13 protein-coding genes and 1 pseudogene are annotated in these 11633 nt (G+C 33.1%); 2 read left to right on the forward strand and 12 right to left on the reverse strand.

Going from position 1 to position 11633, the window contains the following annotated elements; all coding sequences use genetic code 11:
- From QZ260_RS06810 to leuC, 3 genes and pseudogenes are all read right to left on the reverse strand, one after another.
- Positions 1-725: pseudogene (locus QZ260_RS06810) on the reverse strand (2-isopropylmalate synthase); the annotation flags it as partial.
- Between the two features lie 3 nt (positions 726-728).
- The gene (leuD, locus tag QZ260_RS06815; RefSeq protein ID WP_295984314.1) at positions 729-1325 is read right to left on the reverse strand and encodes a 3-isopropylmalate dehydratase small subunit; all 597 of its coding nucleotides are present in this window, start codon (positions 1323-1325) and stop codon (positions 729-731) included.
- A gap of 97 nt (positions 1326-1422) precedes the next feature.
- Positions 1423-2817 carry a 3-isopropylmalate dehydratase large subunit gene (gene leuC, locus QZ260_RS06820; RefSeq protein WP_295984317.1) on the reverse strand — a complete coding sequence of 465 codons (1395 nt, stop codon included), beginning with the start codon at positions 2815-2817 and terminating at the stop codon, positions 1423-1425.
- A 403-nt stretch (positions 2818-3220) separates the two neighbouring features.
- Here leuC and QZ260_RS06825 point away from each other — a divergent pair, with 403 nt between their 5' ends.
- Positions 3221-3637 carry a glyoxalase gene (locus QZ260_RS06825; RefSeq protein WP_295984320.1) on the forward strand — a complete coding sequence of 139 codons (417 nt, stop codon included), beginning with the start codon at positions 3221-3223 and terminating at the stop codon, positions 3635-3637.
- On the opposite strand, the gene QZ260_RS06830 is transcribed toward QZ260_RS06825, so the two are convergent.
- A complete protein-coding gene (locus QZ260_RS06830; RefSeq protein WP_295984323.1) occupies positions 3638-4321 on the reverse strand; it encodes a DUF2461 domain-containing protein in 684 nt (227 codons plus the stop codon).
- Positions 4322-4358: 37 nt separating this feature from the next.
- Positions 4359-5135 carry a tRNA pseudouridine(38-40) synthase TruA gene (locus QZ260_RS06835; RefSeq protein ID WP_295984326.1) on the reverse strand — a complete coding sequence of 259 codons (777 nt, stop codon included), beginning with the start codon at positions 5133-5135 and terminating at the stop codon, positions 4359-4361.
- Between the two features lie 97 nt (positions 5136-5232).
- Here QZ260_RS06835 and QZ260_RS06840 point away from each other — a divergent pair, with 97 nt between their 5' ends.
- Positions 5233-5652, forward strand: a complete 420-nt coding sequence (locus QZ260_RS06840; RefSeq protein WP_295984328.1) for a hypothetical protein — start codon at positions 5233-5235, stop codon at positions 5650-5652.
- Between the two features lie 56 nt (positions 5653-5708).
- On the opposite strand, the gene hisIE is transcribed toward QZ260_RS06840, so the two are convergent.
- From hisIE to hisD, 7 genes are all read right to left on the reverse strand, one after another.
- On the reverse strand, positions 5709-6308 hold the full coding sequence (gene hisIE / locus QZ260_RS06845; RefSeq protein ID WP_295984345.1) for a bifunctional phosphoribosyl-AMP cyclohydrolase/phosphoribosyl-ATP diphosphatase HisIE: 600 nt from the start codon (positions 6306-6308) through the stop codon (positions 5709-5711).
- Between the two features lie 37 nt (positions 6309-6345).
- Positions 6346-7101 (reverse strand): imidazole glycerol phosphate synthase subunit HisF, encoded by a 756-nt coding sequence (gene hisF, locus QZ260_RS06850; protein ID WP_295984331.1) that lies wholly within the window; start codon positions 7099-7101, stop codon positions 6346-6348.
- Positions 7101-7835 carry a 1-(5-phosphoribosyl)-5-[(5-phosphoribosylamino)methylideneamino]imidazole-4-carboxamide isomerase gene (hisA, locus tag QZ260_RS06855; RefSeq protein ID WP_295984333.1) on the reverse strand — a complete coding sequence of 245 codons (735 nt, stop codon included), beginning with the start codon at positions 7833-7835 and terminating at the stop codon, positions 7101-7103. The genes hisF and hisA overlap by 1 nt, the downstream gene beginning before the upstream one ends.
- Before the next feature lie 44 nt (positions 7836-7879).
- Positions 7880-8461: an imidazole glycerol phosphate synthase subunit HisH gene (gene hisH / locus QZ260_RS06860; protein ID WP_295984335.1), complete on the reverse strand. Its 582-nt coding sequence runs from the start codon at positions 8459-8461 to the stop codon at positions 7880-7882.
- Positions 8461-9594 (reverse strand): bifunctional histidinol-phosphatase/imidazoleglycerol-phosphate dehydratase HisB, encoded by a 1134-nt coding sequence (gene hisB / locus QZ260_RS06865; protein ID WP_295984338.1) that lies wholly within the window; start codon positions 9592-9594, stop codon positions 8461-8463. The genes hisH and hisB overlap by 1 nt, the downstream gene beginning before the upstream one ends.
- On the reverse strand, positions 9591-10628 hold the full coding sequence (gene hisC / locus QZ260_RS06870; RefSeq protein WP_295984341.1) for a histidinol-phosphate transaminase: 1038 nt from the start codon (positions 10626-10628) through the stop codon (positions 9591-9593). The genes hisB and hisC overlap by 4 nt, the downstream gene beginning before the upstream one ends.
- On the reverse strand, positions 10628-11633 hold a 1006-nt coding region (hisD, locus tag QZ260_RS06875; protein WP_295984343.1), incomplete at its 5' end, for a histidinol dehydrogenase. The genes hisC and hisD, both read right to left, overlap by 1 nt.

Genomic DNA, 11633 nt, shown 5'->3' on the forward strand with positions numbered 1-11633 from the left:
GCATTTCCAGCACGTTCGCCCATACCATTTACTGTTAAATGTAAACCGTCTGCGCCTGCTTTTAGAGCTTCCATAACATTGGATACACCTAAATCATAATCGTTATGTGCATGAAAATCAAAATGTAAATTCGGATATTTATCTTTTATTTCTTTTACAAATTCATAGGACTCAGAAGGTGTTATAACACCTAGAGTATCCGGCAGCATGATGCGTTTTATAGGTTGCGTCGCTATGAATTCTAAATAGTCCCAAACATAGGCTTTAGAATTTCGCATTCCATTACTCCAATCTTCAAGATAAACATTGGTTTCAATATTGTTTTTTTTCGCGAATTCAATATTTTCTTTTATTTCTTCAAAATGCTGATTTGGAGTCTTTTTAAGTTGATGAGTTAAATGATTTAACGAACCTTTTGTGAGTAGGTTTTGAACCTTTGCACCCGTTTCAACCATCCATCTAATAGAAACACCTTTATCAACAAAAGTTAAAACCTCAATTTTATCAAGATAATTGTTTTCAGATGCCCAATCTGTAATACCTTTTACCGCCTGAAATTCTCCTTCGGATACTCTCGCAGAAGCAATTTCAATACGGTCCACTTTTAATTCTTCAAGTAAAAGTTTGGCAATAGTTAATTTTTCTGAAGCTGAAAACGACACTGTCGAGGTTTGTTCACCATCGCGCAATGTCGTATCCATTATTTCTATTTTCTTAACGCTCATTATCTAGAAAGGGCGAGATTCTGTGAATGTTTCTATCTCACTTTTCATGTTTTGTAAATAATCAATATCATCAAAGCCATTTAACATATTTCCTTTTTTATAATTATTGATGACAAAAGACTCTTGAGTTCCTGATGATAACAAGGTAATGGTTTGAGCTTCTAAATTAATTTCTAATTCTGTATTCGCATCCGCATAAATAGCTTCAAAGATTTCGTTTGCAAATTCTGGACTAATTTGTACTGGTAAAACACCAATATTTAAACAGTTATTCTTAAAAATATCGGCAAAGAAACTAGATACTACACAACGGAAACCATAATCATAAACCGCCCACGCAGCATGCTCTCTAGAAGATCCTGAACCAAAGTTTTTTCCTCCTACTAGTATTTTACCTTTATAAATTGGATTATTTAAAACAAAATCCGCTTTAGGTGTATCATCACCATTATATCTCCAATCACGGAATAAGTTATCTCCAAAACCTTCACGTTTTGTAGCCTTTAAAAAACGTGCTGGAATAATTTGATCTGTATCTACATTCTCAATGGGCATAGGAACCGCAGTACTCGTTAGTGTTGTAAATTTATCGTAAGCCATTTTAATTTGCTTTTGGCCTTTAGCTTTTGGCTATTGGCGTATTTTTATTATTAAGTTTTATTAGCTAATAGCAAACGGCTAAAAGCTATAAGCTGTTTTATAGAAATTCTCTTGGGTCTGTTACTAATCCAGTAACCGCAGCAGCAGCAGCTACTAATGGACTAGCTAATAATGTTCTTGATCCAGGTCCTTGACGGCCTTCAAAGTTTCTATTTGATGTACTCACCGCATATTTACCTGCAGGTACTTTATCATCATTCATTGCTAAACACGCAGAACAACCTGGTTCTCTTAAAACAAAACCAGCGTCTTCAAAAATAGTTAATAAGCCTTCTTCTTTTATTTTTTCTTCAACAATATGCGAACCTGGAACTAACCAAGCCGTAACATTATTTGCTTTTTGTCTTCCTTTAACTATGCTCGCAAATGCTCTAAAATCTTCAATACGTCCGTTAGTACAACTACCAATAAATACGTAATCAATTTTCTTTCCAATCATTTGCTCATTTTCAGCATATCCCATATAAGCTAAAGACTTGTCATAAGTGGCTTTACCTCCTTCAACAGCATCAGCAGATGGAATGTTATTAGAAATCCCCATGCCCATACCTGGATTTGTACCATAGGTAATCATAGGTTCAATATCATCAGCATTGAACGTAAATTCTTTATCAAAAACAGCATCGTCATCAGTCTTTAATGTATTCCAATATGCCATAGCAGTATCCCAATCTGCTCCTTTAGGAGTTTTTGGACGACCTTTAATATATTCAAATGTTTTAGCATCCGGAGCAATCATACCACCACGTGCACCCATCTCAATAGATAAGTTACAAACCGTCATACGACCTTCCATTGTCATGTTTTCAAAAACATCGCCGGCATATTCTACAAAATATCCTGTGGCCCCAGAAGTTGTTAATTGAGCAATAATATATAGTCCAACATCTTTAGGCGTAACTGCTTTGTTTAAAACACCATTAACGCTAATACGCATTTTCTTAGGCTTAGGCTGCATGATACATTGTGTAGTTAACACCATTTCAACTTCAGATGTTCCAATACCAAAAGCAATAGCACCAAAAGCACCATGAGTAGATGTATGCGAATCTCCACAAACAATTGTTGCTCCCGGAAGTGTAATTCCATTTTCTGGTCCAACAACGTGAACAATACCATTATTTTGGTGACCTAATCCCCAGTGACTAATACCGTATTTGTTTGCATTATCTTCTAATGTTTTTAATTGATTAGCAGATAATGGATCTTGAACTGGTAAATGTTGATTAATTGTTGGTGTGTTGTGATCGGCTACCGCAAATGTACGTTCTGGATATAATACACTTAAACCTCTACTTTCTAATCCTACAAAAGCTACAGGACTTGTAACTTCATGAATTAAGTGACGGTCTATGTACAATACGTCTGGTCCATCTTCAATGCTTCGCACAACATGCGAATCCCATACTTTGTCAAACAATGATTTACTCATAAATATCTTTAATTATTGTGTTTAAAAACTCTAAGCAGATTAGAAAAACAAATTTATATTTTATTACAGTTATTTGAAACTTTCAGGTAGTTTGTTATTGAATTTTTATAAAATAACCAATGAATACATTATTATTTGCATTTTATGCAATAGAATAACAAAATTGATTATAATTTTTAAACGCTTTTTTATTGTTTTAAAAAAGACTTGTTTGGTCAACATAAACAGGAATAGTAATCGCGGATACTTATTTTTCTTTAAAATTATTAGAAAAGAATAGGGCTCTATATATTCATTTTTTAAAGATGAATGCTATTACTGTTAATAACCTCGTTAACAATTATGATGTTCACCTGCAAAATCAAGAATTAATAATCGATACTTTTATTGAAATTCTACTAAAATGACCTCTAGACAATCCAAGCTTAAAAGTATTCGACCAGAAATTTCAGGCGCTACCATTAATGACAATATGAGTACTGATGAGCGTTTTCAAAACCTTGTACTGCGGCCTATTATAAAATTTCAAAATGATTTACTAATTGGAGTTTTTAGAAATTACGTTGAAAAGCATAAATCTGTTTTTTATGATTTATCATTGGAAAAACGAATGGCTTACATAGAGAATGCCATACAAAAAGACATGAAGCTTCGTAATTCTATGAAAGGCATGATTATCGGGCATTTTACTGTTGAAGAATATGCTGTTTATATTGAAAACTCTTCAGCTTTAAATAAGCGTATGATGAATATTGTTAAGGAACGCTTATTAAGTCATATTCAACTTTTTGAAAAGCCAGAGTTGCTGGCTGCCGTTTAATTAATCTATTAAAGAAGCACCATTCAAATCTGTAGTTAATACATCGCTCAAGTAATCAAAAAAAGGGCGAATGGCTTTAAATGAAGCATTAACTTCATCTAGGAAATTCGCATCTAAAACGGCTTTGTCTGTAAATTTTTTAGTGAAAATATATTGTTTCTTTTTTATTAAATCAATAGCTTTATGTTCTTTATCAAACCCACGAGGAGCCGTTTTAACTTCATCACCAACAAATGAATTTCCCCAAACTGTATTGAATTTTTTATTAGCTAAAATATCTCGAATTTCAGAATCATCCATTTCGAATTCTTTACGAATTCTCAAAAGGTCTTCCTTCGCTGGTTCCCAAAAACCAGTGGCAATAAAACTTTCATTATTAGGTTGAAGGTGTAAATAGTAACCACCTCTTAATCTCGGTTTTAATCTATGAAACGAGCCACCAAAATGGGTTTTGTATGGCAATTTATTTTTTGAAAAACGTACATCGCGATAGATTCTAAAAACCTTGAGTTTATCAATCTCATCATGCATATTCAAGTTCTCAAAAATAGTATTATAAACTGCTTTTACATCCTTTTCGATAGCCTTAAACTCAGGCTTATTCTCATTAAACCAATCTCGATTATTATTTTTTTCTAGTTTTTTGAAAAATGTAAAAACAGATTTTGGTATGGATGTGCTCATGATTTTTATTTTTTATAAATTTACAAAAGCCTAAGTATTATTCAAATTCTATTTTGTTAAGAATTAAACCCGAGGCAGGAGCTATATAATCCATTTTAACAATGCTATTTGGTAATAAGCTAAATCTAATATCTTCTAATGACAATTTGCCTTTTCCTAAATCGAGTAGTGTTCCCATCATGAGCCTAATCTGATTTCGCATAAAACCTTTACCTCTAACTCTCAATATATAGGATTTCTTTGGGAAGTAATTAGCTGTATATATTGTATTCTCAACCAATTCGCAGGTTAAAATTTCTCTAGTATAAATACCTTTATCGGTTGGTTTGTAGCAATAAGATTTTAGATAATTTTCACCTTCAAAAAGTTTTGCGCCTTGTTTCATGAGTTCGATATCTAAAACATCAAGAATTGTCGTCATTATAGGTGCACAAAACGGATGACACTTTTCGCCATAAGTAAACAGATATAAATATTCCTTAATTTTTGAATGCTGAATAATATTAAACTTGTCATCAACTTCTTTAATATCTAAAGCACGGATATCTTGTGGCAAATTGAGATTGAATAATTCTAAAAAAGCGATTTCATCTTCAATAGGCTCGTGTAAAAACAATTCAAAAGCTGCACTTTCTGCCGAAACCATAGCATCTGTTCTTCCTGAACTTAAACTTTTAAAGTACCTACCTTCTAATATAAAATTTAATGTTCGGTCTACCATCAAATGCAAGGTTTTTACATTGGGTTGTTTTTGCCAACCATGAAAACGATAGCCTAAATATTGAATGTTAATGACGTAGAAATACTTTTTCATTTCAAAATAAAAATTGATTGGAAAAATAGACTATTTATTAATTGTGACAAAAAATTTATAACTTGTATTACTATTTACTAACTAAAACTAAAAAATTATGACAACCACATCAACAAACAAACCACCAATTTGGTTCTGGATTTTAAGTATAATTGCTCTAGTCTGGAATGGCATGGGTGTTAATTTTTACTTACAACAAGCTTTTAAAACCGAGAGTTATCAAACCATGTATTCTGAGGAGCAACTTGAAATTGCTGCTAACGTGCCTGCCTGGGTAACCGCTGCTTTTGCTATAGCTGTTTTTGCAGGCGCTTTGGGTGCCATTGGACTGTTACTTAGAAAATCTTGGGCAGTAAAATTATGGTTCTTATCTTTAATTGCAGTAATCATACAAATGGGATATACCTTAATTAACGGTTATGAATCTAGCATCGTAATGACTGTAATGATAATCCTTTTTGCTCTTTTCTTTGTATGGTTCTCAAGAATGTCTCGAAATAAAGATTGGCTTTCTTAATAAATCGCATTAACCAATTAAAAAGGGCATTCTAATTTTATAGTGCCCTTTTTAATTTATTTATGCCTTCCCTTTAATTCGTTCTCTATATCCTTTAAAGTAAATCCTTTGGCTTGTAATAGCATTAAATAGTGAAACATTAAATCCGCGGATTCATATAGAAATAATTCATCATTATTATCCATAGCTTCAATAACAGTTTCAACAGCCTCCTCGCCTACTTTTTGAGCAATCTTATTAATACCTTTTGAAAATAAACTTGCTACATACGATCTATTGGTGTCTTTGTTGGCAACACGTTCAGCAATCACATTTTCTAAGGTTGAAAAGAAACCATAATTGGATGAGTTTTCTTCTTTCCAGCAGGTATCTGTTCCTTTATGGCATGTTGGTCCTACTGGGTTTACTTGTACTAAAAGCGAGTCATTATCACAATCATTTTTAATATCTACAAGATTTAAAAAATTCCCGCTTTCTTCTCCTTTCGTCCAAAGGCGTTGTTTACTTCTACTAAAAAAAGTAACTTGTTTTGTTTCGAGGGTTTTTTGATAAGCCTCCTCATTCATATAGCCTAACATCAACACATTTTTTGTTGAAGCGTCTTGAATTATCGCCGGAACTAGTCCGTTTGAATCGTATTTAATAGTCATATTTATATCTTTATGTGATACTGAAACAAGTTCAGCATGACGACTAAAGTCGTACTTCTATATTATTCTTTTTTAATTCTTTTTTCAATTCTGGAATTGGAATTTCGCCAAAATGAAAAACACTTGCTGCTAAAGCGGCATCAGATTTTCCTTCTTTAAAAGTATCAATAAAATGCTGAACATTTCCCGCTCCTCCAGATGCAATAATCGGAATATTTAATAGTTCTGATAATTTTGCAAGCGCTTTATTAGAATAACCGTTTTTAGTACCATCGTGATTCATTGATGTAAATAGAATTTCACCAGCACCGCGCTCTTCAGCTTCTTTTGCCCATTCAAATAAATCGATTTCTGTCGGAATACTTCCACCAGCTAAATGCACTTTCCATTCACCATCAACTTCTTTAGCATCAATAGCTACAACTACACATTGGCTTCCAAATTTATTCGATAATTCGTTTATCAATTCAGGTCTCTTAACTGCTGAAGAATTAATAGACACTTTGTCTGCTCCACATTGTAGCAATGCATCTACATCTTCAATAGATGAAATACCGCCACCAACAGTGAACGGAATATTAACTTGTTCAGCGACGTGCAATACCATATCTAAAGTAGTTGCTCTCCCTTCAAGCGTTGCAGAAATATCTAAAAAAACAAGTTCGTCCGCACCATAATCAGCATATTGCTTCGCGAGTTCAACAGGATCTCCAGCATCTCTTAAATCAACAAAATTTACGCCTTTAACCGTTCGTCCGTTTTTAATATCTAAACAGGGTATGATTCTTTTAGTTAACATTATACAAATTTTTCTAGATCTCGAAGACTAATTCTGTTTTCATAAATCGCCTTTCCAATAATGACACCTTCGCAACCTAACTCGATTAATTTTGGTAATTCATCAATATGAGAAATGCCTCCTGAGGCAATCAATTTTATAGATTGTCCGCTACTACTATTACTACACTCGGCAATGATTTCTTTATACAAATCAAATGAAGGGCCTTCTAGCATGCCATCTTTAGAAATGTCAGTACAAATCACATATTGAATACTTTTCTTTTGATACCCTTTTATAAACGGAATAACATCTTCTTTAGTTTGTTCCATCCAACCACTTATAGAAACCTTCCCAGCATCACTATCTGCTCCTAAAATGATTTTGTTTCCGCCATATTTATTAATCCAACCTTCAAAAGTTTCAGGGTCTTTAACAGCAATACTTCCTCCTGTAATTTGTCTGGCACCAGAATTAAAGGCAATAAGTAAATCTTCATTAGTTTTTAAACCACCGCCAAAATCAATTTTCAACTTCGTTTTTGAGGCAATCTGCTCTAATACTTTATAATTTACAATATGATTAGCTTTAGCACCATCTAAATCTACTAAATGCAAATATTCAATACCAGAAGCTTCAAACATCTTTGCAACTTCTAAAGGGTTTTCGTTATAAATTTTTTTAGTTTCATAATCCCCTTTTGTTAAGCGAACGCATTTTCCGTCGATGATATCTATAGCTGGTATTATTCTCATATTTTGGGTGTTTAATCTTAATTTTTAAATTAGCTGAAAGCTACTTATAAATTCAAAAAATTCTTTAATATTTTTGCTCCCGCTGTACTACTTTTTTCAGGATGAAATTGAACTCCATAGAAGTTTTCATGCTGTAATGCTGAAGCATAATTAATACCGTAATCTGTTTTAGCAATAGTCTCATTACAGTGTTCTGCATAATAACTATGTATTAAATACATGTATTCACTTTCTTTAATACCTTTAAACAAGTCAGATTTTAAATCTTTAATCACGTTCCATCCCATTTGAGGCACTTTTACATCATTAGTAAATCGTTTTACGTCTGTTTGAAAAATACCAAGACCCTTAGTGTTTCCTTCTTCGGTGGATTTACAAAGTAATTGCATACCCAAACAAATCCCTAAAACAGGTTGTTTTAAAGTTGGAATCAACTTATCCAATCCACTTTCTCGAAGCATTTTCATGGCACTATTTGCTTCACCAACACCTGGAAATATAATTTTATCAGCAGCCATAATCTCTTCTGGATTATTTGATAGAATAGCATCTACTCCTAAACGCTTAAAAGCAAATTGTATGCTTTTAATATTTCCTGCGCCATAATTAATAATTACTAATTTCATTAAAGCATTCCTTTTGTTGATGGCAAAATCATTTTTTCAATATCGCGTTTTACAGCCATTTTAATAGCCTTTGCAAAAGCTTTAAAAATGGCCTCAATTTTGTGATGTTCATTAGTACCTTCAGCTTTTATATTTAAATTGCATTTAGCCCCATCAGTAAACGATTTAAAGAAATGATAAAACATTTCAGTTGGCATTTTACCAATCATTTCACGTTTAAAATCAGCTTCCCAAACAAGCCAGTTTCTTCCACCAAAGTCAATAGCAGCTTGCGCATAACAATCGTCCATTGGTAAACAAAAGCCATAACGTTCTATTCCTAATTTGTTACCTAAAGCTTTATTAAATAATTCACCTAAAGCAATGGCTGTATCTTCAATCGTATGATGTTCGTCAACTTCTAAATCACCATCTACTTTAATATTTAAATCTAATTGTCCATGACGCGCAATTTGGTCTAACATGTGGTCAAAAAACGCAAGTCCAGTATCTATATTACTTTTACCCGTACCATCAAGATTCAATTGAATAGCAATTTTAGTTTCATTAGTATTTCTTATCAAACCTCGAGAACGTTCATCGGCTTTTAGGAACGCATAAATTCTAGCCCAATCATTACTCTCTAAAGCAATAAAATCATTGAGCGCTTCATGCTTAACTGTTATTTCGTCTGTTCCTAAATTAGTTTCATCATTAATAAATATGCCTTTTGCTCCAAGATTCTTTGCTAATTCAATATCCGTTAATCGATCTCCTATTACAAATGAATTTTCTAAATCATAGTCATCAGAAAAGTACTTTGTCAGTAAACCAGTATTTGGTTTTCTTGTTGGGGCATTGTCTTTAGCAAATGTTCTATCAATAAATTGTTCTTCAAAAACTACACCTTCATCTTCGAACGTTTTAAGAATGAAGTTATGAACAGGCCAAAATGTATTTTCAGGATAAATTTCGGTGCCTAATCCGTCTTGATTGGTTATCATCACTATTTCGTAATCCAATTCATTAGCAATTCTACTTAAGTATTGAAACACTTTCGGGTAAAACTCTAATTTTTCGAATGAATCTATTTGTTCATCAGCTGGCTCTCTAATAATGGTGCCATCTCTATCGATAAAAAGTACTTTCTTCATGATATAGATTTTAATGTATCTATTAATGTTCTATTCTCTTTTGGAGTGCCAATCGTAAACCTTAAACAATTTTCACATCCAGGTTGTGTGGTACGATTTCTTATTACAATGCCCTTATCTATCAATTGATCATAACGTTTATTTGCGTCATCAACTTCAACCAGCACAAAGTTAGCGTCAGATGGGTATATTTTTGAAATATAATCTATTGACTCTAATTTTGTAATTAGCAAATCACGCTCTTTTAATATATTAGTTACCTGATTTTGTGTTAACCCTTGTTGTTCTAATTGTGAAATTGCTTTTTGTTGTGTTAGGATATTCACATTATATGGCGGCTTAATACGGTTTAAAACTGAAATAATTTCTTCTGAAGCATAACAAATCCCCAAACGAATTCCCGCCATACCATAAGCTTTTGAGAGTGTTTGAGTAATGATTAAATTAGAAAACTCATTTAATCTACTGGTCCAACTTTCTTTATTTGAAAAATCGATATAAGCTTCGTCTATAACTACAATACCTTTAAATTCGTCAATTAATCTTTCAATGGATTTTACTTCAAAACTATTTCCTGTTGGATTGTTTGGCGAACATAAAAAAAGTAGCTTAGAATTACTATTCGCTACATCCAGAATATCTTCAACTTTTGGTTGAAAATCAGCATCTAACTGGACACTTTTAATTTCAATAGCATTGATATTTGCCAATACACTATACATGCCGTAAGTAGGTGGTAATGTAATGATGTTGTCTTGATTAGGTTCGCAAAATGTTCTATAAATCAAATCTAAAACTTCATCACTGCCATTTCCTAAAAGTATATTCTGTTGTGTAACACCCTTAATCGTTGAAAGCAAATATTTTAAAGTTCTTTGTTGCGGGTCTGGATAACGATTAACGCCATTTTCAAACGGATTTTCATTCGCATCTAAAAACACCATGTCATCACTATTACCCTGAAATTCATCTCTTGCCGAAGAATACGGTTTTAGCGCTTTTATTGTTGGTCTAATTAAATCTTGAATGTTCATTATTTCAAATCCTTTAACCTGATTGTTACGGCGTTTTTATGTGCTTGTAAACCTTCTGCTTCTGCCATTAGCTCAATCGCTTCTCCAATATTCAAAAGACCTTCTTTTGATATCTTTTGAAACGTCATGCTTTTCAAAAAACTATCTAAGTTTACGCCAGAATAGGCTTTAGAAAACCCATTTGTTGGTAATGTATGATTGGTTCCAGAAGCATAATCGCCTGCACTTTCAGGAGTATAATCACCTATAAAAACAGATCCTGCATTCTTTATTCCATCAATGTATAAATCTTCATTTTCACAACAAATAATGAAATGTTCTGGTCCGTATTCATTTATTAGTTCTAAGGCTTTATCGTCATTTTCTACAAAAATTAGTTTCGAGTTCGCTATTGCTTTTTCTGCAATCGCTTTACGCGGTAGAACTTCCAATTGTATTGCTACTTCCTCTGAAACTTCATCAATCAAACGTTTTGAAGTGGACACCAAAATAACTTGACTATCAGCACCGTGTTCTGCTTGACTCAATAAATCAGATGCAATATACGATGCATTAGCAGTTTTGTCTGCAACTACTAATAATTCACTAGGACCAGCTGGCATATCAATAGCAACACCATATTTTGTAGCTAGTTGTTTTGCAACGGTTACAAACTGATTTCCTGGCCCGAAAATTTTATAAACCTGTGGAATCGTTTCAGTGCCAAAAGTTAATCCAGCTATAGCTTGAATGCCGCCAACTTTAAAAATCTTGGCAACACCACAAAGTTTCGCAGTATATAATATTTCTGGAGCCAATTGCCCTTTATTATTTGGCGGTGAGCATAAAACAATTTCCTTACAGCCAGCAATTTGTGCTGGAACAACAAGCATCAACACTGTTGAGAATAATGGAGCTGTTCCTCCAGGGATGTATACTCCAACCTTTTCTATTGGTCTTTTTTCTTGCCAACATTGCACACCAGTGGTTGTTTCCACTTCTATCTTTGATGTCTTTTGAGCTGAA

It is taken from the genome of uncultured Algibacter sp., assembly GCF_905480415.1.
Taxonomy (GTDB): Bacteria; Bacteroidota; Bacteroidia; order Flavobacteriales; family Flavobacteriaceae; genus Algibacter_B.